The sequence below is a fragment of the Rhodococcus sp. NPDC057529 genome (assembly GCF_042802055.1).
Taxonomy (GTDB): domain Bacteria; phylum Actinomycetota; class Actinomycetes; order Mycobacteriales; family Mycobacteriaceae; genus Rhodococcus_F.
In genome coordinates this window covers 144,110-164,030 of the sequence record NZ_JBHVEY010000020.1, presented here as the reverse complement: position 1 = coordinate 164,030, position 19,921 = coordinate 144,110, and the positions used below count along the sequence as shown (strand labels likewise).

24 protein-coding genes and 1 pseudogene are annotated in these 19,921 nt (G+C 65.6%); 7 read left to right on the top strand and 18 right to left on the bottom strand.

The features are described from left to right. Positions 1–341 precede the first annotated feature (341 nt). Positions 342–1,202 carry an outer membrane lipoprotein carrier protein LolA gene (locus ACFU5V_RS32255; protein WP_378704015.1) on the top strand — a complete coding sequence of 287 codons (861 nt, stop codon included), beginning with the start codon at positions 342–344 and terminating at the stop codon, positions 1,200–1,202. 292 nt (positions 1,203–1,494) lie between these two features. Here ACFU5V_RS32255 and ACFU5V_RS32250 read toward each other — a convergent pair whose 3' ends face one another. After that, on the bottom strand, positions 1,495–1,992 hold the full coding sequence (locus tag ACFU5V_RS32250) for a nitroreductase/quinone reductase family protein (RefSeq protein ID WP_378704014.1): 498 nt from the start codon (positions 1,990–1,992) through the stop codon (positions 1,495–1,497). Between the two features lie 177 nt (positions 1,993–2,169). Here ACFU5V_RS32250 and ACFU5V_RS32245 point away from each other — a divergent pair, with 177 nt between their 5' ends. Next, positions 2,170–2,667 (top strand): hypothetical protein, encoded by a 498-nt coding sequence (locus ACFU5V_RS32245; RefSeq protein ID WP_378704012.1) that lies wholly within the window; start codon positions 2,170–2,172, stop codon positions 2,665–2,667. A gap of 108 nt (positions 2,668–2,775) precedes the next feature. Here ACFU5V_RS32245 and ACFU5V_RS32240 read toward each other — a convergent pair whose 3' ends face one another. Then, positions 2,776–3,384: a hypothetical protein gene (locus ACFU5V_RS32240; protein WP_378704011.1), complete on the bottom strand. Its 609-nt coding sequence runs from the start codon at positions 3,382–3,384 to the stop codon at positions 2,776–2,778. A 709-nt stretch (positions 3,385–4,093) separates the two neighbouring features. Next, positions 4,094–4,543 carry a pyridoxamine 5'-phosphate oxidase family protein gene (locus ACFU5V_RS32235; protein WP_378704009.1) on the bottom strand — a complete coding sequence of 150 codons (450 nt, stop codon included), beginning with the start codon at positions 4,541–4,543 and terminating at the stop codon, positions 4,094–4,096. A 442-nt stretch (positions 4,544–4,985) separates the two neighbouring features. On the opposite strand from ACFU5V_RS32235, the gene ACFU5V_RS32230 reads away from it, so the two are divergent. Beyond that, complete coding sequence (locus ACFU5V_RS32230) at positions 4,986–5,474, top strand: hypothetical protein (RefSeq protein ID WP_378704008.1); 489 nt, start codon at positions 4,986–4,988, stop codon at positions 5,472–5,474. A gap of 599 nt (positions 5,475–6,073) precedes the next feature. On the opposite strand, the gene ACFU5V_RS32225 is transcribed toward ACFU5V_RS32230, so the two are convergent. Further along, entirely contained in the window at positions 6,074–6,397 is a 324-nt protein-coding gene (locus ACFU5V_RS32225; RefSeq protein WP_378704007.1) for a DUF1992 domain-containing protein, read from the bottom strand. Positions 6,398–6,470: 73 nt separating this feature from the next. On the opposite strand from ACFU5V_RS32225, the gene ACFU5V_RS32220 reads away from it, so the two are divergent. Beyond that, complete coding sequence (locus ACFU5V_RS32220) at positions 6,471–7,073, top strand: TetR/AcrR family transcriptional regulator (protein ID WP_378704005.1); 603 nt, start codon at positions 6,471–6,473, stop codon at positions 7,071–7,073. A gap of 184 nt (positions 7,074–7,257) precedes the next feature. Beyond that, positions 7,258–7,632 carry a YciI family protein gene (locus tag ACFU5V_RS32215; protein ID WP_378704004.1) on the top strand — a complete coding sequence of 125 codons (375 nt, stop codon included), beginning with the start codon at positions 7,258–7,260 and terminating at the stop codon, positions 7,630–7,632. Positions 7,633–7,938: 306 nt separating this feature from the next. On the opposite strand, the gene ACFU5V_RS32210 is transcribed toward ACFU5V_RS32215, so the two are convergent. From ACFU5V_RS32210 to ACFU5V_RS32190, 5 genes are all read right to left on the bottom strand, one after another. Beyond that, a complete protein-coding gene (locus ACFU5V_RS32210; protein ID WP_378704002.1) occupies positions 7,939–8,220 on the bottom strand; it encodes a type II toxin-antitoxin system RelE/ParE family toxin in 282 nt (93 codons plus the stop codon). Beyond that, positions 8,217–8,483 carry a type II toxin-antitoxin system Phd/YefM family antitoxin gene (locus tag ACFU5V_RS32205; protein WP_378704001.1) on the bottom strand — a complete coding sequence of 89 codons (267 nt, stop codon included), beginning with the start codon at positions 8,481–8,483 and terminating at the stop codon, positions 8,217–8,219. Before ACFU5V_RS32205 ends, ACFU5V_RS32210 begins: the two co-directional genes overlap by 4 nt. A gap of 230 nt (positions 8,484–8,713) precedes the next feature. Beyond that, positions 8,714–8,980, bottom strand: coding sequence for a hypothetical protein (locus ACFU5V_RS32200; RefSeq protein ID WP_378703999.1), 267 nt, complete (start codon positions 8,978–8,980; stop codon positions 8,714–8,716). A gap of 583 nt (positions 8,981–9,563) precedes the next feature. Further along, on the bottom strand, positions 9,564–9,812 hold the full coding sequence (locus ACFU5V_RS32195; RefSeq protein WP_378703997.1) for a DUF6480 family protein: 249 nt from the start codon (positions 9,810–9,812) through the stop codon (positions 9,564–9,566). A 230-nt stretch (positions 9,813–10,042) separates the two neighbouring features. Next, complete coding sequence (locus tag ACFU5V_RS32190; protein WP_378703996.1) at positions 10,043–10,384, bottom strand: YetF domain-containing protein; 342 nt, start codon at positions 10,382–10,384, stop codon at positions 10,043–10,045. Positions 10,385–10,388: 4 nt separating this feature from the next. On the opposite strand from ACFU5V_RS32190, the gene ACFU5V_RS32185 reads away from it, so the two are divergent. Both ACFU5V_RS32185 and ACFU5V_RS32180 read left to right on the top strand, forming a co-directional pair. After that, the gene (locus ACFU5V_RS32185) at positions 10,389–10,613 is read left to right on the top strand and encodes a hypothetical protein (RefSeq protein WP_378703994.1); all 225 of its coding nucleotides are present in this window, start codon (positions 10,389–10,391) and stop codon (positions 10,611–10,613) included. Between the two features lie 876 nt (positions 10,614–11,489). Next, positions 11,490–11,875 (top strand): annotated as a pseudogene (locus tag ACFU5V_RS32180) (type II toxin-antitoxin system death-on-curing family toxin). Between the two features lie 340 nt (positions 11,876–12,215). Here ACFU5V_RS32180 and ACFU5V_RS32175 read toward each other — a convergent pair. The 9 genes from ACFU5V_RS32175 to ACFU5V_RS32135 all read right to left on the bottom strand — a co-directional run bounded on the left by ACFU5V_RS32175 (position 12,216) and on the right by ACFU5V_RS32135 (position 19,822). Continuing rightward, positions 12,216–13,277: a YihY/virulence factor BrkB family protein gene (locus tag ACFU5V_RS32175; RefSeq protein WP_378703993.1), complete on the bottom strand. Its 1,062-nt coding sequence runs from the start codon at positions 13,275–13,277 to the stop codon at positions 12,216–12,218. 9 nt (positions 13,278–13,286) lie between these two features. Beyond that, on the bottom strand, positions 13,287–13,778 hold the full coding sequence (locus ACFU5V_RS32170) for a class I SAM-dependent methyltransferase (protein WP_378703991.1): 492 nt from the start codon (positions 13,776–13,778) through the stop codon (positions 13,287–13,289). Beyond that, entirely contained in the window at positions 13,768–13,962 is a 195-nt protein-coding gene (locus ACFU5V_RS32165) for a hypothetical protein (RefSeq protein WP_378703989.1), read from the bottom strand. The genes ACFU5V_RS32170 and ACFU5V_RS32165 overlap by 11 nt, the downstream gene beginning before the upstream one ends. Further along, positions 13,962–14,204 carry a hypothetical protein gene (locus tag ACFU5V_RS32160; protein ID WP_378703987.1) on the bottom strand — a complete coding sequence of 81 codons (243 nt, stop codon included), beginning with the start codon at positions 14,202–14,204 and terminating at the stop codon, positions 13,962–13,964. The genes ACFU5V_RS32165 and ACFU5V_RS32160 overlap by 1 nt, the downstream gene beginning before the upstream one ends. A 70-nt stretch (positions 14,205–14,274) precedes the next feature. Then, positions 14,275–15,240, bottom strand: a complete 966-nt coding sequence (locus ACFU5V_RS32155) for an acyl-CoA dehydrogenase (protein WP_378703986.1) — start codon at positions 15,238–15,240, stop codon at positions 14,275–14,277. Next, the gene (locus ACFU5V_RS32150) at positions 15,237–15,899 is read right to left on the bottom strand and encodes a glycosyltransferase (RefSeq protein ID WP_378703985.1); all 663 of its coding nucleotides are present in this window, start codon (positions 15,897–15,899) and stop codon (positions 15,237–15,239) included. Before ACFU5V_RS32150 ends, ACFU5V_RS32155 begins: the two co-directional genes overlap by 4 nt. 105 nt (positions 15,900–16,004) lie before the next feature. Beyond that, complete coding sequence (locus ACFU5V_RS32145; protein ID WP_378703984.1) at positions 16,005–16,988, bottom strand: amidohydrolase family protein; 984 nt, start codon at positions 16,986–16,988, stop codon at positions 16,005–16,007. A gap of 902 nt (positions 16,989–17,890) precedes the next feature. Further along, on the bottom strand, positions 17,891–19,072 hold the full coding sequence (locus tag ACFU5V_RS32140) for a zinc-dependent alcohol dehydrogenase (RefSeq protein WP_378703982.1): 1,182 nt from the start codon (positions 19,070–19,072) through the stop codon (positions 17,891–17,893). A gap of 300 nt (positions 19,073–19,372) precedes the next feature. Beyond that, positions 19,373–19,822: a hypothetical protein gene (locus ACFU5V_RS32135; RefSeq protein ID WP_378703980.1), complete on the bottom strand. Its 450-nt coding sequence runs from the start codon at positions 19,820–19,822 to the stop codon at positions 19,373–19,375. Between the last annotated feature and the right edge of the window lie 99 nt (positions 19,823–19,921).

Sequence of the window (19,921 nt, the reverse complement as noted above, 5' to 3'; positions counted from 1 at the left end):
ACCAGCAAGACCCACCACCGAAAACGCGCCTGACCCCCACCAGTGGGGCCGCAATTCATGCCGATCACTGGGGCCAGATCACTTGACGAAACTCACACATCCGTTTCCGGCACCTCAACTATCCGGGTCTGGCCTTGGTCGCTCGCCGCAATCTGTACGACGAGCAAGGCGTCCGGCTCGAAGACTTCCGCAAGTACGTGCCGGTCGAGCTGATGGAACAGGCCGACACCTGCGCCTACCCACCGTCATCGAAGGCAGCGGGCGGAGTCCTTTATGTCTGAGCCGCCATCACCGACCGTGTCGGCGAAACGCTGCCGGGCACTGCAACGAGGAGGAGATCTGTGACCGAATGGGTCGAAATGCTGGTGACCATGGCCGACGGGCCGAAGCAGCCGGTGCAGGGCGTGGTCGTCCCGTACCGCCACTCCGACGAACCATGGCATTTCTATTCTGCCTCGTACGGTGAAGACCCGGTCTTGCTTCACCTTCGGCCCGGCGGCGTCCGCCTGTATCGCTGGGGACGCCGGTCCCGGATCGAGTCGATGGACGGGGACCCGATATTCGTGAGCGACGGCGACACCGCTTGGCACTTCACCTCAGATCCGCAGCGGCCGCGCAGCACCTCAGTCCGCAACGTGCAGTTCTACGGCCCCGGCCGGGAACTGGCCATCACCCGGCCCGTCACGCACTGGGTCGGGGACCACCACGCCCGCCCCACCGGTCCGGTGACTGATCTGGACTGCCTCGGACGCCGCTGCTGGTCGGTGGATCTGGCGCCGCGCGAGAGCAGGGCAATGCCCTCTCCGTCGCTGCGTCTGGTCGTCGACGCCGACACCGGTGCCGTCCTGGAACAGCATTCCGGTGACGGTGTCACCGGTGCCGCGTACACGGACGTCACCGTGGGCTCGCCGATCGATCCGGCACTGTTCACCTGGAACGGCCCGGTGGTCACCGACCTCGAATCACGCGCCCTCGCCGGCCGGGGTGACCCTCAGTGGGACGAGTCGATGCAGTGGTTCCACGAGAACATCACCGCCGAACCGATATACGTACCTGTACTGATGGACTTCACCCCGCCCCTGGTCGACCTGACAGACCCCGAATCCGGATCCTTCTCCGCTCCGCTCGGGCCGAACAACGGGTTCGCCAACATGCGGGCTCGCTCATCAGGCGACCCCGTTCAACAGAACCATGGAAGGTGAAGGTGAAGGCGAATGGACACCAGGTCGCCTGGTCTACCGAGGACTTCGACTGGGCAATGCCACATTTCCCGGGGCACCCTCGATACGACCGCAATCGCGATTCTGCAACAGCAACTACACCCAGGCGATCCTGTCGTCGGCACACCGGAACTCGTCTTCGGCCGCTCGGACGGCCCCTGAGTCAATTCTTGGCAGGGACCGCAAGCGGAAACGATGACCGGGGCGGATCGTCCGAGCGTCGAGTTCCCGACCCGTCCGGCAAGCGGATCCTTCCTGGAACAGAGTCTTTTCGCTAGCGCGGCTCAAGGCGGAAGACGGGAATTCGACGCCGCATCGGCGCCGTCTTGGCACGATAGTCGCCGTAACCGGCGAAGACCTGGACGGCGAGTGCGTACAAGCGTGCATACTCGTCGGAATCGGTGACCTCGGTCGCCACAAATCTCTCGCCACCAAGTTGGCACTCGGGGTGCGCGATCAGGTTGTAATACCACTGCGGGTGTTTGGGTCCACCGTAGTTCGAGGCGACCACGACAGCGTCGCGGCCGTCATGGAAGTAGGTGATCTGAACCGCTCGCCGCACACCCGACTTGGCACCTGTCGCTTCGAGCGTCGCCGAAGGGACCGCCCACTCCTGATTCAGGGCTCCGCCAGTTACACGTTCCACCCATGGATCAATGCGAGAAGCAACATGACGCACGTAAGCCTGTCCTACGCGCGAGCGCCCGAAGCGCTCGATGAGCTCGTATCTTCGACCATGTCTCTTGGTTGGATCGACGTAACGCAGCGGCATGCAGCGGCCATACCCCCGCTCAGATTGAGTAAACGCACATCTGACCGGGCGATGTGCGAGGCGTTCACCGCTTCGCGATCGATGACCGGCACCTGATCGTTGATGGATATGCATCCAGGGAGCTTGGGCGTGGCACGGGCTTGTCACGCTGCGTCGGCTTGGGGCGATACCCAGATCATGAGGGTGAGGAAAGTCGCGATAGGGGCCAGCGCTTTTGTCGCGATCGCAATCGCGGCCTGTGCCTGCTCGCTCGGCGATGACACCGAATCGCGCGATCCGACCGTCTTCGTCCAATCCACACAGTTCGCACCTCCGCCGGCGCCAATCACCGATCTCGTGCCTACCGCCGAGCAACTGACCGCCCTGTACAACGCCACCACCAACTACTCGATACGCGAGGAGGACCGCGCGCGACTCTTGGAGGGCCCCAGCGACCAGACCCTGCCGATCGCGCGGGCCTGGGGTGCGCAACCCTCACCCCAGTACATCCAGTTCACCGCCGTGGAACCCGTCGGCCCAGACATGATCAACGCGACTGGCCAGGGCCACCTCGAACGCATGGCCCCTTACCCTGTGGGGCCAATCCCCTTCGTGCGTTCCGACAACGAGTGGAAGCTATCCCGTGCCTTCGTCTGTGGCGGATTGTTTCTCGCCGCACCGCAGGTCTGCGACTAAAGCTCGTCTGCGCGCAGAATCAGTTTGTCCAGATCGGGGACCGTTGCCGATCTTCTTGCGACCTGCGCATTCATCTTGGGTCTCACGATATGGCCACCACAATTTGTCTCAACTTGGTGGACGCAGGCTTGGATGATGGATGTGGACTATCTCGCCGCTGGCAAGGGTTACTGCGACGTGCAGTTTCTCTCTCCACCGCGCGCGGAGCACCGCAAAGACGACTCCGTCATCGGCTCCGACACCTCCGGTGTCTGAATCGAGCGACGACCTCACTTCGAACTGAGACACGCCTTCGGCAGCGATTCCGGCCAGCGCCATCCATCCGAACTCTGGTGGTTCCCTCGCGACGGACGGATCGCCGGATTGATGGACGTTCAACCGCTCCAAGTACGAAGCCCGAAACGAGCGACCGAAGTTGGCACGGGGATTGGGTACCCCGATGATGACGGATGCCTTCGGTGAATCTCTCCCTGGCTGAACAAGAACCGCCCAACGGGTCGTATCTGCGGCGAATACGACGGCGAAATCGGAGTCGCGCTCGATGAGCCGGACCGGACCGAATCGCTCGCCGGAGGTGCGGTGCATCAAGGGGACTTCTTCGCTCGCAAGCCTCACCGCTGGGTGGGTGCGTAGGTCCTCGTCGATTCTGTCGCGAACCGGCAACAACGTGTTCCCCGGTTCGTCCTCCGGTGTGTTCGGCGATATTCGGATGCTCATGGACCCCTCCAGACAGTGTCCTCGTACATCGTAGAAGAACACCTGGCGTGGAATCCGCCGATGTAACCGATCGGTGCGGACTGCACGCCATACGACGATCCACCAACGGGATCACGCTGTCACCGGCCTGCCGAGTAGAAAATTGGCAAGTGAACGTTCGTGGTGATGATGCAGTATCGACTTATGTCTCCGACGATCGGAACCGTTCGTAGCTGGAACCTCGACGAGGGCTGGGGGGTCATCGACTCACCCGAGACGCCCGGTGGTTGCTGGATACACGCGACGACGCCGTCGACGAAGACTCGCGTGGGTTTGGAGCCTGGTCGTCAAGTGTTCTTCGAGTGGGACCCGCTTACCTGGGGAGGGAGTTCAGGACGGCTACGACTTCGTCGCGACGGATGCATGGTATGTCGGCGACGAACCGTATCGCCGCCCCCAGCGACCTAGCACCGGTGCGTTCAGCACGTCACTCACGATCACCCTCGACGACGACCCTGACCACAAGGCTCACAGGATTCCGCCCGGGGTGTCGCCTGAGGCGTACTTCCGCCCAGAACCCCCTGGCAGCAGTTGAGAGAACCGATCAGCGATCGGCACCGGAACCGGCCGATTACCTGCGGCTCGATACCGGGTGTCTGCCCCTGCACCTCGAGGTCGACTCCCGCTGTCGTGGGCTCACTAGCTCGCTTTCCGCACGGCACCGAAGTCGTCAGCGGTGATCGCCTCGGGGGCGGAGCAGGGTGGTGCGGTGACCGCTGAGCGATCCGATGTCGATGAGGAGATAGCCATCGCCGGCAGAGCCGCTCCACGGGGATCGGGTGGGATCGTCGAACCCGCCGAGACCGTCCGTGCCGGCGAACAGTCGGGCGCGGCCGATCGCGAGCACCGACCAGCCCGTGCGCGTCGACGCGGTGATGTTTCCGGTTTCGAAGGCGAGGACGGTGCCCTCGAAGCGGGTGAACCACGGATTGTCTCCGGTCGGGATGACGATCTGCCCGTCCGGGCAGGCGAAGGTCACCGGCCGCACCGCCGGCAGGGCGTCCTCGGTGTAGAGCAACCGCCCGACGGGGACCGACCGCAGGAAATCCAGGCACTCCCGTGTGGTGAGAGGCCCGTCCGTGGCGGTGCTCGCCGACACCGGTCCAGGGCGAGAGTCCATAGCGTCCCAGTTTGTTGCCGCAATGCGCTCTTTCGACACCTTCAGCATCTGCTGACAGCAACCGCCTCGATAGGGGACAACGTCACTATCCCTCCGCTCATTTCCGGCCCGCCAGGACCGTCCTGCGCACTCGGACTTGACGCGACGACGGGTGTGGCCACCGCGATGGCGGTCTTCGCCGGATCCGCCGTTTCCGCCCCGTCCGACGGGGCACTCGACCACCAGGTGCTCGGCACCAACTCCGGGAGGACACGATCGCGCAGGTCGGCCCCGGGGGAACGACACGCGGAGGCAACCGATGAGTATCCCTGTCCGACCAGCGGTCGGTGATGCAGAGCTGGATGGCGCGCACGACACCCGCATCGTCACCGAGGTAACAGCGTCGTGATGGCAATCAGGCTAATGACACGGGCGGGGAGCTCGGACGCGCGAAGATGGCGTTATGCCGATCCAGGACTTGTGGAATCAGGACAGTTTGGTGTGGCACTTCGGCTTGTTCGACGGCGGTCCGGCGCTCGGGTCTGATCACGACGTCGAGGCGCCGCAGGTATGGGTGCGTGCCCTCGAAGCCGTCGCCCGCGATCTGCGGTGCCTGCGGTACGGGCGCGACGTCAGGCTGGGCGGATTGGTGTGGGAGCTTGCCGTTAACGGCGACTACGTCGTCACCATTGGCTGGCAGGGCGTACACGGCATCAGTGGGTTCAGCCGCTGCGACGGCTTGTCGATGGATGCTCCGTTCACTGAGGCCGCGGTCTGGGTGGCCGATACCGTTCAGTCAGACCTCGCCGGCTACGACTTCGTGCAGTGGCCCTCGCAGGGACAACGCATGCTGCTGCCGCGCAAGCGCGGCGATGGTCCGGTTTGGATCGATAGCCATACCGACAACACGGTTGCCGCCATTGGTGAGCTATGTCAGCACATCGGCAGGTAGGGAACGGCACTGGTCCATGAGTCGCTGAGGGATCCCTAACCGGTTGCCATCTCGTCCGCTCTGATCGATCCGGGTCACGGTCTAGTCGTCGATGGCGTCATCGGGTCGACGGAGTGGTTGGGTCCGAGCGCGATGGTGACTTGTTTGGTGTTGGTCGCTGCTGGTGTAGGACCAGGTTTGGGTGGTCATGACTTCGCCGTCGTTGCCGTAGGCGATGATGCCGCAGGGGGATGACGTGCCTGCATAGGCCGAGGCCGTAGGTGGAGTCGGTCGTGCCGACGGTTTTCATCTCGTCGACGAGGGTGTCCGGGAGTAGCCGGCCGTTCAGGAGTGCGGTCCTCGGCTGAATACTGGACTATTTTGCGGGTCACATTTCGGTGCGACGCCACGGTCGTCGACGACCTAGTTTTGCCGAAGACGCCTCGGTGAGAACGCTTCGTCGCCTTGGCTTCTTCACGCGCCGTAGTGTGTGCTTCCTCAGATCGGGCCGCTTTGCGATCGGCCCATGCGGCCACGGTGGCTTCAATATCGCGTGGCATGGTGATCAGCGGCGGTCCTGATGGCAGTTGGTAGCGAGCGTGCAGCACCCGTTCGTTGAACTAGGCAATCTCGTGTCGAACGGCCTTCGCGTTCGATAGCTGATCGAGTTGCTCGTCCAGGGCGGCGTCATCCTTGCGCAACTCAATGGAGGGGGGCAGGAAAGCGAGCCCCTCACGTTTCATGAAGCTCTTGAGCCACCAATCCGGGTCATGGGCATCGGACAGATCGAGTGGCTTACCGCTGCCGGGAAGGTCGTCAAAATCGCCCCGTTCGATCGCCTTTCGAATATGCACGTCGGCGAGCAGTGCGATCGCCGTCTCGGAGTCAAACGCAAAAGCGGAGGGGTTGCAGAACGTGAGGGGCAGCGCGTGCTCATGCATCATCAGCACTCCATGTCGCCGAACTATTTGGGTCAGGTGTATTATGTCATGTGTATTGCCAAAGTGAGGGGTTCGAGTGCCGAAGCAGGTTGATCATCACGAGCGACGTGAGTCGATCGCTCATGCGCTCTGGCGCGTGGTTGATCAGCACGGCTGGGCACGAGCAACCATGCGTGAAGTCGCCCGCGAGGCCGGAGTCTCCCTGGGGCAGTTGCAGCACTACTTCTCCTCACGCGCTGAGATGTTGGCCTTCGCGATGGAGTTTGCTTCAGAACAGACCTCTCGCCGAGTCTCACGAAGCCTGAGGTCACTCGACCAACCTCCGCATCCTCGCGACGTGCTGCGAGTAGTCCTCACGGAGATGCTGCCTCTGCGACCCGACTCCCGTGCCACCAGCCGTATGCACGCCGCTTACGTGCTCGAAGCGATGCACGACCCATCACTGCGTCAACAGGTCGGCCTCGGACTGCGGGAGGGACGTGCGATGGTCGAAAGTCTCATCCGGGAGGCGATCAGCCAGGGGCATATCCGTCACGAGTGCGATCCGATCATCGAAACGGACCTCGTCCTTGCGTTGACCGGCCTCGGTCCCCTTCTCGACCTCGACGTCATCGAACCGCAAGCGGCGCTCGCAGCCATTGACCAGCATCTCGACCGTCTCTTCGGACGCACGTCATGACCGACGCAGATGTCGGTTGCGTCGCGAACCCACTCGCGCTCACCGCCGGGTCGTCACATGCGATCCACGTGACGCGCTTTCCACGCGCGGTGTCACGGTGGGGCAACGTCGTGACGATGAGTTTTCTCTCCGCGCACGGTCGACCCGAGTGAAAGAACACCAACCCGAATGAAGGAGAACCCCGATGCCACAGTACTTCCTGACCTTGCCGCATGACACCGCCGATGAGCCGACGATGGACTTGATGCAGGACATGGACCCCGCCGAACTCGAGGAGGTCATGGCTGCTGTAGAAAAGTTCAACACCGATCTCGTTGCTGCTGAAGCCTTTGTCACCGCGGGCGGACTGCATCCGCCCTCCACCGCGATCACCGTCGACGCGACCGGTGACATTCCCACACACACCCCAGCACCGTTCGTCGAGGCGACCGAGTATGTCGGCGGATTCTGGATCATCAATGCCGCCGACGAGGACACCGCCGTCGCCTGGGCCGAACAAGCCTCCGCCGCACTGGGCTCACGCATCGAGGTCCGCGCTCTCCAAGAAGAACCCCAATAGACTGGGGCCGCACCGTTCGGCGGTCGTCCCGAACGGGGATCCGCTTACGGCACACCCACAGGACAGGACAGGACAGGAGGTTCCAGGCAACCTTCACCGGCAGTTCGACCTCGGATCCCGTATCGCCATGAATCGTGACGCCAGCGTGCCGCGGCTGGGCATGCCTCACGGACAGCACCGTGCCAAATAGCGTCGGCAAAAACGTGCCAGATAGCGCTGGGAGTCACACTCAGAGGGTCTATCGAAAAGGATCGGTTCTCGACAACCTCTGGATGAAGCGGTTGGGACGTAGTCCCGCGGCAACGCTCAACCAGATCGGTAGGCGTCTCGTCGGTGCTCGATACGAAGGACGACGACCTCGTGTTGTGACTCGTTGATGCGGTACAGCACTCGGTAGGTGCCACGCCGAGCCGAGTGGATACCGGACAGGTCTGCGCGCAGCGGCTTGCCGACGCGACGGGGGTTCTCCACCAGGGCACCGGTGATGAACTCGAGGACCGCCGTCGCCACCGCCTCGGGTAGGCCGGAGCGAATGGCACGCACGGCCGGCGGGGTCAGGACCAGTTCGAAGGGACCGTCTGGGGTCACGAGCGCAATGCTCGTACCGCGGAAATGCCGCGGACGACGTCACCCGAGGCATACGCCGCGTCCGCTTCCCGGATGTCGGCCAACGCCTCCGGGTCGCTCAGGACCGCCAGTGTCTCCTCGAGCTCGGCCAGATCCTCCGGGCTGAGGATGACCGCGGCCGCGCGCCCGTTGCGAGTGACCGTCACGCGCTCGTGCTCACGCTCGATGCGGTCGATCACCTCGCTGAAGTGATTGCGGACTTCCCGAAGCGGCTCAACACTCATGCACACAATTGTGGCGCACTCCGGTTCGGACGGCAACTGCGCGTCCTGCACGGCAGCGTCGGCAGGTCCCTGTGTTCGACCACCCGATCGGGTCCCTACACGGGTGGGCCGGCTCGCTCAACTACATCACTCCGCGATCCGCGCTGGCTCCGACTGGCGGGCGTGCCAGCGGTCCGCCAGGGCGGATCCCCCGAGCAGTACACCGAGAACCATCGCACAGAGGGAGGTGGTCACTGTGTACCGCGTCGCGCGGCCGCCGACCGTGCCGGCTCCCGAGTGAGCGCGAGCAGGGCGACGGTCGCCGCGATCGCGAGCACGAGGATCAGCAGCAGCGGCAGCGAGAGTCCGGACACGATCACAGCCCCCACTGCGGTGGCGACGAAGGCGAGCACGGCGAGTACCCAGAGGGCGCGGGCCGCCGCTGCCTGATGGATCAGTTGGGCGACCGAGCCGCCGACGACCAGCAGGGCGCCGATCCAGAGGGTCCAAGTAGTCATGGCGGCGCGGGTCCTCCCCGGTCGGAGGGCGTGAAGTCTCGTCGCAGGGTGTCATGCCACCCATTCGCGGCAGACCATCGAGGATGGAGAAGACAACGACGGCAGGTCACACCGCGGACAGCAAACGCAGAGGGTGTGCTCTACGTTCTGGCCGCGCACACCAGACATGCCTTGCGCGACCACTTCGGCAACGGCCACGTCGGGTCGACGTGCACCTGCTGCACCATTCCTCGCGTCGATCGGCCGCACACGGTTTCCATGTCGCTCCACGACCGGCCCCGAGGATCGGGCCAGTGCACGGCGTGCACGTGACCCGTCGTCACCACTGCCGGCACGTACCTCCCTCCGCAGGAGTCGTGCGCCGTCACCTGCAGTGCCGTGCAATAACTCGGCATGACCCAACAGTAGGCCGGTCATCGCCCGTGGAAGATCCCGTCCGGCAGCGCCGCAACACCACGGCTGACCTGTCCGCCTGTCCTACCGGGGAGCATGCGGGGTGATGATCGACTCCGACGATGAGGTGATCGGCACACCACACCCGCTTCGTCGACACCACGGGCGACTCCCACCACTATTGGGGTCTTCAGTCGAGGACTCCGGCGATATCGAGCACCAGCAGAACCGCGATCGCCACAAACACCACGACGATCACCCCGATGACCACCATGGTGGCGATGCCGGTGGGTGGAAACGACCAACTGGTGCGCGGTTCGTGCTCGGACAGCCCCGACGTCTGTGCCGAGTCCGGAGGAGTCGAACCCGGTCGGACACCGCCGCCCGGCTCGAGATCGGGGGTGTTCGCCGGATCAGGATCCGGAGGCTGAGCGGTCATCGAAAACGGTCCTCCGTTGAGTACGGTCTGCTCGGCGTTCGAGCGAACAGATCTGGCATCCGGGTACCCGGATTTCCCCTACCCACACGGTGACGACGTCCAGTCAATCGCAACACGACGCGCACGCAGCGAAATGCTGTGAGGGAAGATTGGCCCCCAGCGCAAACGGACGACGGCGCCGAGCCCGCGCATTTCCGGAACACCAGGAACCAAACAGACCCACCCTCGCTTCATGTGATGCCGGGTTGTTCCGGCGTGCCCTCGGCCGGACCACCGGCCCGGGTGAAGAACGACACCCGTCCGTTGGTCTCGAGCACCGCGAGCTCGATCTCGTCGAACCGGCGGATACCCTTCTGCCGCGCATCCGCCATCAGGTCGTCCAGCGACATCCGTTCCGAGCGCAGCCGGTCCGAGTCCGGTATCCCGTCGCGCACGATGATGACCGGCACACCGTGCGTCACGCCACGCACCTGCGGAAACCGCGCATTCGCCCAGGCAAGAGCCAGGGTGAGCAGGGCGAAGACTCCGACCGCGAGCACCGCGGAGGTAACGGAGTAGTCCTGCTGCGTCACCCCCTTGCTGCACGAGGTCACCCATGACGATATAGAGAACAAGTTGGAAGGTACTCAGTTCCCCGACGGTCGACCGTCCGACGACGCGGGTGATCACCCACAGGAACAGGAAGACGACCGCCGCCCGGATCACGATCTCCATCAGGGCACCAACCAGGTGGTGAATTCCAGGGTGACCACGTCGACTTCCCTCTCCGACACCGACACCGATCCCGAATGGCCGAGCTGACTCGAGGCTGGACGTAGGCGTCGAAACCCAGGGTGAGGGTGTCCCCCGGTGGCGGATCGACGGACATGTAGGTCCGCGAGGCATCGCTGGTCTCCGCGGAGGGTTCCGGTGTCCACCCCTGGGTCTCGAACATCTCGAAGTAGTCGGAGTCGACGACGATCACCACCGGCTCGGTGAACCCGCCGGGCTTGCGGACGGTCAGGTCCCACGGCACATCTAGTCCCGCTCGCGCGAGGCGCGGATACGTGAGGGTGAGGGCGTACCCGCCGCCCGCCGCGTGGGCCGTGCCCCTGCGGACACCGAGCAGCCCGACCGCACCGAGCGCCACGATCAGTGCGAGCAACACGACCGCACCCCGTCGAAGCCACGTGACGGCCGGCGTGCGGGCACGCTCCCGGACATCGTCGAGCACCGATTCCGGGACGCGGGCGGTGGGGCTCATGATCCCAACGTCTCACGAACCGGCAGCCCGGGAAGCCCGATCCGCGTGTGCTGCGCCAGCAATTTCGATAACTGCACCGACTCGCGCAGCACGGCAGAAGAAGGATGCGCCGGATCGGGTGGCGGGCTCACCCGTTGCACCGGAAGACAGAGAGCACCGGGTTGGGAACATCCGCGTGCGAGGTGGGTAGATTGCCGGCGCGAGTGGTGCTTGTTCGGCACCCATTTGATCCCGTTGGGGTATGCCCTCGCTCAACATCACGTTCACCGACGAGGAACACGCGGCCCTCGAGGCGGCGGCCGAGCGCCGGGCGTTTTACTGAAGACCCCCGTGCACGACGCGGCCATCGCCGGCGTGAGCGAGCACAAGCACCGCGTGCTCAACGCCGCCCGCCTCATCGACCACAGGTCCGCCGAGTTCAACCGTCGGCTCGCTTGACCGAGTTCCTGGACCTCGATGACGTCTTGACGGTCGGCACAGCTGCTCGAGGTGCACGAATACGGCCTGACCGCGGCGGCGGTAGCCCGCCTCCCGGGCCATCGCGTTCGGTTTGGACGTGTACCCGGGGTTGTTCGACAAGGCGGCCGCGCTGCTGCATTCGCGGGCCCGCAATCACGCGCTAGTCGGGAACAAGCGCACCCATGGGCGGGGCATGGACCTTCCTCCACCTCAACGCCGTGCAACTCGACAGGCCTTCGACATCGACGATGCCGAGCAGTTCATGAACGAGGTAGCCCAAGGCCGGTACGACGGGAACCTCGCGGCGGTATCAGCCAAGCTGGGCTGCTGCGCACTGCCCCACTGCCCCACTGACACCTGAGTGGGTCTGCAGCCGAGATGCTCGAACGCCGCGTGCTGGCGCGTTTGCCCACGTCGCGAACCGGATTGGCTGCGCAGTATTCTTCGTTCTCGGGGTTGCCCGGCCGCGCAGTGCGGCGAAGGACGGACCTGTCCGCTGGGTTCCGACGGCGCGCGGGCGGGGTATCCGACGCTTTCGCCGATCCTCATGCCCAGCCGAAGGTGGCCCCGTAGTGCGGCCGTCGTAGGGCGGTATCGCCGGTTACGCGTCGCCGGGAGGCAGTAAGTTCGACACGGAGAATTTCCTCCACTCGCTGCATCCCGGCGAGCCGGGTGATGCAGACCGACAATTCCGACGCCGGTTACCGCTCCACCGCATCGAGGTCGGCGGTGTCACCTTCACTCTCGCGTAATGCCTTGCCCTGCTGGACATACTGCTCGTACTTCTCCGCGTTCTTGTCCGAAACCCGGGTATCTCGCGGCGGCAATTGCAGTTCGTCCTCGGCCGGCATGCCGGCCTGCAACTCCCGTCCGCGTTCGAGTTCGGCATCCAGTTCGGCACCGAAGAGCAACGCCAGATTGGTGATCCACAACCACAACAGGAACACGATGACACCGGCCAGGGAGCCGTAGGTCTTGTTGTAGCTGCCGAAGTTCGCGACATACAGACCGAACAGGACCGACGCGACGATCCACGTCACGATGGCGAGGAACGCGCCGGCGCTGATCCAACGGAACTTCGGCTGCCGCACATTGGGTGTGACGTAATAGAGGATGGCCACGGCTACCACGACGATGCCGAGGACGAACGGCCAGCGGGCGATGTTCCACACGGTCAGGGCGGTGTCGCCGAATCCGACCGCCTCCCCCACCGAGCGTGCGACGGGGCCGCTCAGGGCGAGCATCGCCGCGCCGGCGGCCACCAGGACCAGGCCGACGATGGTCACGGCCAGCATCAGGGGCCGGAGCTTCCACACCGGACGCCCCTCCTCGACCTCGTACATGCGGTTCATCGCGCGTCCGAACGCCCCGATGTAGCCGGACGCCGACCACACCGCACCCAGCAGGCCGAGGACGAGTGCCGTGCCCGCGGTCGGCGTCTCGACCAGTTGCGTGATGGGGTCGCGCAGCGTGTCCACAGCGGAGGACGGTCCGAGATCGTCGACCATCTGCAGGACCGCGTCGGTGGTGCGCTGTCCCTGCCCGAACACCCCCAGCAACGAGACCAGCGCCAGCAGCGCCGGGAACAGCGAGAGGACCGCGTAGTACGTCAGCGCGGCCGCCAGGTCCGTGCACTGGTCCCGGGTGAACTCGTGCGCCGTCTTCCTGATGACATACCACCAGGACGGTTTCGTCAGGTCCGCAGGCGAATCCGGCTTCCGCGGATCGTCGGGTTCCGGTTCGGCGTGCAGATCCTCGTTCATCGATCACGCCTACCCGAAACCCGGCTCACGGAAACTGCGGTCCTCCTCGAAGTCGGCCCTACCCTGTAGTGGATCAGACAAGCCCTTCCGCCGCCGCGACAGACGGCGCTGGTCCCCGCGTGTACACGTCGAGGCGAAAGTCTGCATCGCAATAGGCTGCGACCGGGACGGGCCCGTCCCGGTGGCGATCGCGTCTTGGACGACCCCACCGGACGGCGGGTATTCGGGGACAGGATGCCGCCAATGGACGCCGATCAGCATGCCTTCCGCCTCGAGGGCGGCGACCGCCCGGGCGATAGTCGTGGCCAGCCCGTTGTCGTCGAGGTAGTAGAGGACCTCGCTGAGCACGATCAGATCGAATCGGCCGGGCGGCCACGGGTCGAGCAGCGACGCCTGGTGCAACTCGACGCGGCCCAGGACCCCGTCCGCGTCCAGCCGTGCGCGCGCGAGGTCGAGGGCCCGGGTCGCGACGTCTGTGGCGACGACTTCGTCATTCGTCACAACGGTGCGCCAGCGCCGCGGTGAGAATCCCGATCGAACACCCTGGCTCGAACGCACGGCGATAGCGGGGACGGGGCAGGGCGGCGAGGGTCAGCGCGTATTTGCGCTGCTCGTACCACCGATCGCCGAACCCCCACGGGTCGGGCGACGCTGCGTACATGGCGTCGAAGTAGGACGGGCCCATTAGAACACCGTCTCGGTGGCACGTGTCAGCCGCGCCAGGACCCACGGCGGCAGAATCGGCGCGTCGCGCGGATCCTGCGACAACGGATGGATCTGGCTACGGAATTCGGCGACGGCGCGGTTCTTGCGTTCGATCTCTGCCGCGCTCGCGGTGTGCACACGTACCCGCGTCCACGGCACCGCGTGGTCGCTGGGCCGGTGGCGAGCAGCGGAAACTGTTCGGCGGCGAGCCAGTTCCGCCACGTCGCCTCCGGTGTGCCGCGGCCGGTACCCGGAATGTCGCGGAACCTGTGACCGTTCGCCAATGGAGTCATCATTGTTCCTCCTGCGCTGCGAGCCTGCCGAGGGTTTCGAGGTCGCGTTCAGCGTGTGATTGCCGGATGTAGACGAACAGATCGGCGACGGTACCGGCGTGTGCGGCGTCCGTCGCGAGCGGTGTCGCACCGAGAGCACGTCCGACTCGGTCGATCACCTCGGTGGCCGTCCTCTCGACCAGAGCGCGAATTCGGAAGGCACGCAACGTAGCGGCACGGCAATCGGTCGGAGCGGCGTCGACCTCGGCGGCGGCCTGGGCGAGGGACCACCGAACCGCACTGGTCGCGACGTCGATGGCGCCCAGGTGGGCGAGCTGGTGACCGTCCGCCCGGCCGTCCCGGGCCCGCACGCGAAGTGGCTCGGAAACCGCGAGGACACCACCGAACCAGCAGACCGCCACCCCGATGCCGCCGTGCCAGAATCCCGCCCGGTTCAGGTAGCTGCCGGGGATACCGACCGCCCGGGTGGGGACGTCGACGAACGTCACCGACTCCGTTCCGGTGGCCGCCATCCCCGGACTGTGCCAGCCCCCGAATCCTGGCGCGACGCCGGGATGATGCAGATCCACCGCGAACAACCGTGATTCACCGTCGACCCGGGCCGTGACGAGCGCATCAGTGCACATCGCGGCACCGGAACACCATGCCTTCGTGCCGTCGAGGCGCCACCCGCCCGCCGTCTCCCGCGCGGTCAGAACCGGCTGCGGCGGTTCACTCGCCCACACGCCCCAGAATTCGCCCGGACCCGCACGCGCGCCGTCGATCTCGGCGAGGATCGCATCGGCGTCGGCATGCGCTTCGAGCAGGCGGCCGACCGACAGATTCCGCCGGCACCGCCCGGTGAGCCACTCCCACCGTGCAGCCGTGGCACCGGCCCCGGGCAAGGGCGGTGTGGCGCCGCCGGACCGGATCACCGACCACACGGCCTCCGCGGTGCCCGCGAGCACATCACGCCCCGCCGTCATCGGTCGTTCAGTTCGAGCAGATACGAGGCGAAGCCCTCCGGTGCGCGGGCATGCCTGCGCGCGGACGTCTCGACCGGCGCATCGATCGCCCACACCATGTTCGCCCCGGCCGCGACCATGCGGGAGACCAATTCCGTGTCCTCGTGCGCGGGGACTTCGGCGAAACCCCCGACGCCGCGGTACAGGTCGGCCGCGAAGCCCAGCGACGCGCCGTGGACGTGGCCGTGATGCACACCGGGGCGGTATTCCCGTGCGTACCGCACCATCACATGCTCCGGCCAGTCCGACCAATCGGTGACGGTCACGGTGCCCGCGACTACCGTGGCGCCCCGTGTAGCGTGCGCGAGCTGCGCAGCCAGCCAGTTGTCCGGCACCTGCGAGTCGGCGTCGGTCGTGGCGAACCACTCGTTGCATCGAACGGGCGCCGCGGCGAAGCCTGCCCGGCGGGCGGCGCCCACGTTGCGGGCGTTCACGGCCAGGACATCCACGCCGGGCGGTACCGCCGCGGCCGAGTCGTCCGAACAGGCGTCGAGGACTACCACGATCCGGACCGGGACCGGCACCCGCGTGGCAGCGGCGCGCAGCGCGGTCACGCATGCGGGCAGCAGTGCCTCTTCGTCGTGGGCCGGAACGACTACCGTGACGTGCTCGACCTGCATCAGGGCCCCTTTTCCCGTTTCGCCTGTAGAGGTATCCGATACCCCGTTCCGGGCGATCCGAACCGCGGCCCTTGCCCGTCCCACGCCTCTGCCCATCCCACCGCTCTATCCGAACCACAGGGCTTCGGCGTTACGAAAAGCCACCCGTTCGGCCGCACTGCCCGGAAGCGCGGAGAGAAGGGTCCGGATCTGAGCACCCCGGGTGTCGACCGTGTCGGCGCGCGCCACGGTGTCGCTGCCGACCACGAAGCGATCCGGTTCTCGCGCAACGAGCCTCACCCAGTCCTCGTCCGCACCGTTCTCGTCGGCGATACGGTCGAGCAACACCCACGATAACTCGACCGTCAGATTGCGATGCCGTTCGATCATCCGGCGCACCAGATCGAGCTGCCCGGACGGGTCGACTTGTCGGGACACCCCGGCGTGGCACCAGACCACCGACGTCGACGGATGACGATCGAGGGCATTGGAGAGGCTTCCGGCATATTCGTGCCGATCGGGCATCCCGACCGAACTCGAATCGTGGTGCAGCGAGATCGGCGCGTCGTTCTGCGCACAGAAGTCGAGAACGGCGTCCATCGCGACGTGATCCGGTGACGGCACCTCTCCGGACGTCAGGTTGGTCAGGTCGTCGTGCCGGAACATCACCTCGCCGACACCGGCCCAGCGGTCGGACCTGCTCCACACGAAGTCGAGGTGTTCGATCGCCAGCAGGTCGGTCGGGTCGAACCCACAGACCAGCGGGGCCACCTCGAGCACGCCGTCCGACTCGAGGTCTGGGAGGACGTCGAGGACCGTCGCGTCGGTGAGCGAGTGATAGTGGCACGGCGCGTTGTCGTCGAGGTAGTAGTCCGGCCGCACAGGTTCGGCGGTCGACCATTTCTTTTTCACCGGCAGTCCGAACACCACTGCCCGCGTGGCGCCGTTGCGGACGAGACTGTCCCGGAGGTCGGGCATTTGCCCCGGCCGCTGCAGGAAGTCGACGAGATGGACGTGCGTGTCGATCCATTTGGGAGAGGACGGATGTCGGCGGTCGATGCGGTCGTCGGTTCGTGCCTCGTCGTTCACGAGGTCAGGGGGTTCGGTCACGGTGGCCTTTCCGATGGAGGGGACTGAGGATCATCCCGCGGGAGGGGACTGAGGATTACCCCGCGAACGACGGAACGAGGGGCGGGGCAGCCACCGAATTTACCTTCTCTTGCGCGAGATCCGCTGATGCATCAGCTGGCTTGTGGTCACCGATGCGGGACGCCTCGCCGCATCATCTCGGTCTCCGGCGCGCCGCCATAGCTCACATGGTCAGTCGGTTCCTGGGGGTCAAGGTCTCCGCGCAGCCCCCAACCATTGATCATCATGGGGAGTTCGACATCCCGCTCACATCGTAGGTCGCGCGCAGCATTCAGCCCAGTCGACCCCTCGGAGCCGCAGTTCGCGACCGCCCGGCCGGTTCAGAACCTGTGCGAAATGGGCTGCGACCGAGGTCCACTCAACGGCCCCCTTTTCCGGGGAGGACGGGTCGAGTCCGGTGATCATCGGTCCGAAACTTCTGCGCCGCAGCATCATGCGGGTCCGGCGGCCGCCGACAAAGTCGCGAATCACTGCTGCCTGTCACGGTGCAACCCCGCGCCGGGGTGAGCGCGATCGGCGGCAATGCGTTCGGCCCGAAGTCTCATGGTGTCCTGAAAGCCGGCGTTCTGCCACAGCTCCGCCAGCCTCACCCACGCTTGGATCCGTTCCGGGGCAGCGTCCGGGGCAATTCGACAGTCGGGGTGAGCAGAAATGCTCCGACAACGGGTTGGGCCTGCGAGCTACCGCCGGGCACCGGGAGGCCGCAGTTTCGGGGGGCACACGGTCACCTCACCCCCGCCGAGGCCGTCATCTATAGGCACCACGGACACCTCGACGAGGTGATTCGTCCGGTGCTGCGGCACTAGAGGATTTTGACTGCACCGACCCGTTCCGTGCGCCGATTCGGCTGGACGAGTCCGTTTTCAGGGTGTGAGTTGGATCTTGACCGCCCCGTCCTGCTTCTTCTGGAAGATCTCGTAGGCGTGGGGCGCCTGTTCGAGGGGGAGTGTGTGAGTGGCGAAGGTGTCGACGCCGAGGGGGTCGTCGTCGCCGAGGAGCGGCATGATGTCGTCCACCCACTTCTTGATGTTGGCCTGGCCCATGCGCAGCTGGATCTGCTTGTCGAACAGGGTGAGCATGGGGATCGGGTCGGCCATGCCGCCGTAGACCCCGATGATGGAAATGGTTCCGCCGCGGCGAACGATGTCGATCGCCGAATACAGTGCACCGAGACGGTCGACACCCGCCTTCTGCATGAGCGGCGCCGCGACCGCGTCCGGAAGGTACCCGACGATCTGCTGGGCGAGCTTGCCGATCGGCGAACCGTGTGCCTCCATGCCGACCGCATCGATCACCGAGTCGGTGCCCCGGCCGTCGGTCGCGTCGCGGATCACGTCGGCGAGATCGCTGCCGTGCTCGTCGAGGTCGAGGGTTTCGATGCCCCGGGCCTTGGCGCGGGCGAGGCGTTCGGGGACATTGTCGACCGCGATGACCCGTGCGCCCTTGTGCTGAGCGATGCGCGCTGCCATGTCTCCGATCGGGCCGAGGCCGAGTACGGTGACCGACCCGCCCGCGGGGATGGCGGCGTACTCCACCGACTGCCATGCCGTGGGCAATACATCGGACAGATAGACGAATCGGGAATCCGGCGGTCCCTCGGGGACTTTCATGTGGGTGAACTGGGCTTGGGGGACGCGGAGGTACTCTGCCTGTCCTCCCGGAACCTGGCCGTAGAGCTTCGAGAAGCCGAATAACGCCGCTCCCATGCCCTGCTCGCGGACCTGCGTGGTCTCACACTGCGTGTACAACTTCATATTGCACATGAAACAGGTGCCGCACGAGATTTGGAACGGGATCACCACGCGGTCGCCGACCTTCAGGTCACCCGCCTCCGCGCCGACTTCTTCGACGATTCCCATCGGTTCGTGGCCGAGAACGTCTCCCTCTGTCATGAACGGGCCGAGTGTTTCGTACAGGTGGAGGTCGGACCCGCAAATGTTGGTCGTGGTGACCTTGATGACGGCGTCCGTCGGTTGTTCGATCTTCGGATCGGCGACGGTATCGACGCTGACCTTCCGTTTGCCTTGCCAGGTGACTGCGCGCACTGGGAACCACACCTCTCGTCGGTCGATGTGCGTTCCGGGTGCCCGACGGGGGATGCAGGTAAACGTGTGGCCTTCCTCAGCGGACGTCGCCGCCCGTACGAAACGCCTACGCGACGTCGATCGAATACGGCTCCGTCACCGTGGCTGTGGCCAGTCCGATGGGGTCCCGGAGCAAAGCGCGGCGTCGGTCGTACCGCTGCACGACGAGCACGCTCGTCACATGTATTGCCGGCGAGCCACCAATGCTGACGGGTTGTCGTCACGAACGCGTTTGCCTGCGACGCCACCGGCACAGTGGACTTATTTCTTGTCTTCGGCCTTGCCGACGCCTGCCTGATGCGCGGGTCCCACTCCGGGGTCGCTGCCCTCGGACTCGGGGGCGTCCGCGGCGGGCTTCTCCTCGGCGGGCGAGGCCACCGCGCCGCGCGGGGTGTCCTCCGGTTTCGGCGATTGCATTCCGCTGGCATCGACGTGGTCGTCGTGCTCCGGGCGTCCTTCCTGCGTGCTGGTGGTTCGGCCCTCGTACGGCGGTATCGCCGGTTCCGCATTCTCGGGCGGCAGCGAGCCGCCGGCGGGCGCGGGGTTGCTGCCCGGCTCCGCGGTGGAGGTGACTTCCTCCTGATCCAGGGACCCCTGCTCGCGGCCGGCCTGGTTTGTTCCGGCCTGGGCGGGGCCCGCGTCGCGTGAGCCCTTCGGGCCGCGTTCGGACTGTGGTTCCTCGTGCAGTTGCTTGCCTGGTTCGGTACTCATGATCACTCCGTCCCGACGCAGCAGTACGCCGGATCCTCACTTCGGTTGTGGTGGACATCTGCTGTAGCTGTGCCCTGGGACGCGAACACGAAACCGCAT

Coding starts and splice junctions, on each gene's coding strand:
- ACFU5V_RS32155 (WP_378703986.1), bottom strand. CDS start 15,240: ATGACGGCGGGGCGTGATGTGCTCGCGGGCACCGCGGAGGCCGTGTGG.
- ACFU5V_RS32205 (WP_378704001.1), bottom strand. CDS start 8,483: ATGAGTGTTGAGCCGCTTCGGGAAGTCCGCAATCACTTCAGCGAGGTG.
- ACFU5V_RS32240 (WP_378704011.1), bottom strand. CDS start 3,384: ATGAGCATCCGAATATCGCCGAACACACCGGAGGACGAACCGGGGAAC.
- ACFU5V_RS32235 (WP_378704009.1), bottom strand. CDS start 4,543: ATGGACTCTCGCCCTGGACCGGTGTCGGCGAGCACCGCCACGGACGGG.
- ACFU5V_RS32175 (WP_378703993.1), bottom strand. CDS start 13,277: ATGAACGAGGATCTGCACGCCGAACCGGAACCCGACGATCCGCGGAAG.
- ACFU5V_RS32135 (WP_378703980.1), bottom strand. CDS start 19,822: ATGAGTACCGAACCAGGCAAGCAACTGCACGAGGAACCACAGTCCGAA.
- ACFU5V_RS32250 (WP_378704014.1), bottom strand. CDS start 1,992: ATGCCGCTGCGTTACGTCGATCCAACCAAGAGACATGGTCGAAGATAC.
- ACFU5V_RS32200 (WP_378703999.1), bottom strand. CDS start 8,980: ATGACTACTTGGACCCTCTGGATCGGCGCCCTGCTGGTCGTCGGCGGC.
- ACFU5V_RS32195 (WP_378703997.1), bottom strand. CDS start 9,812: ATGACCGCTCAGCCTCCGGATCCTGATCCGGCGAACACCCCCGATCTC.
- ACFU5V_RS32215 (WP_378704004.1), top strand. CDS start 7,258: ATGCCACAGTACTTCCTGACCTTGCCGCATGACACCGCCGATGAGCCG.
- ACFU5V_RS32150 (WP_378703985.1), bottom strand. CDS start 15,899: ATGCAGGTCGAGCACGTCACGGTAGTCGTTCCGGCCCACGACGAAGAG.
- ACFU5V_RS32165 (WP_378703989.1), bottom strand. CDS start 13,962: ATGGGCCCGTCCTACTTCGACGCCATGTACGCAGCGTCGCCCGACCCG.
- ACFU5V_RS32225 (WP_378704007.1), bottom strand. CDS start 6,397: ATGATGCATGAGCACGCGCTGCCCCTCACGTTCTGCAACCCCTCCGCT.
- ACFU5V_RS32245 (WP_378704012.1), top strand. CDS start 2,170: ATGAGGGTGAGGAAAGTCGCGATAGGGGCCAGCGCTTTTGTCGCGATC.
- ACFU5V_RS32230 (WP_378704008.1), top strand. CDS start 4,986: ATGCCGATCCAGGACTTGTGGAATCAGGACAGTTTGGTGTGGCACTTC.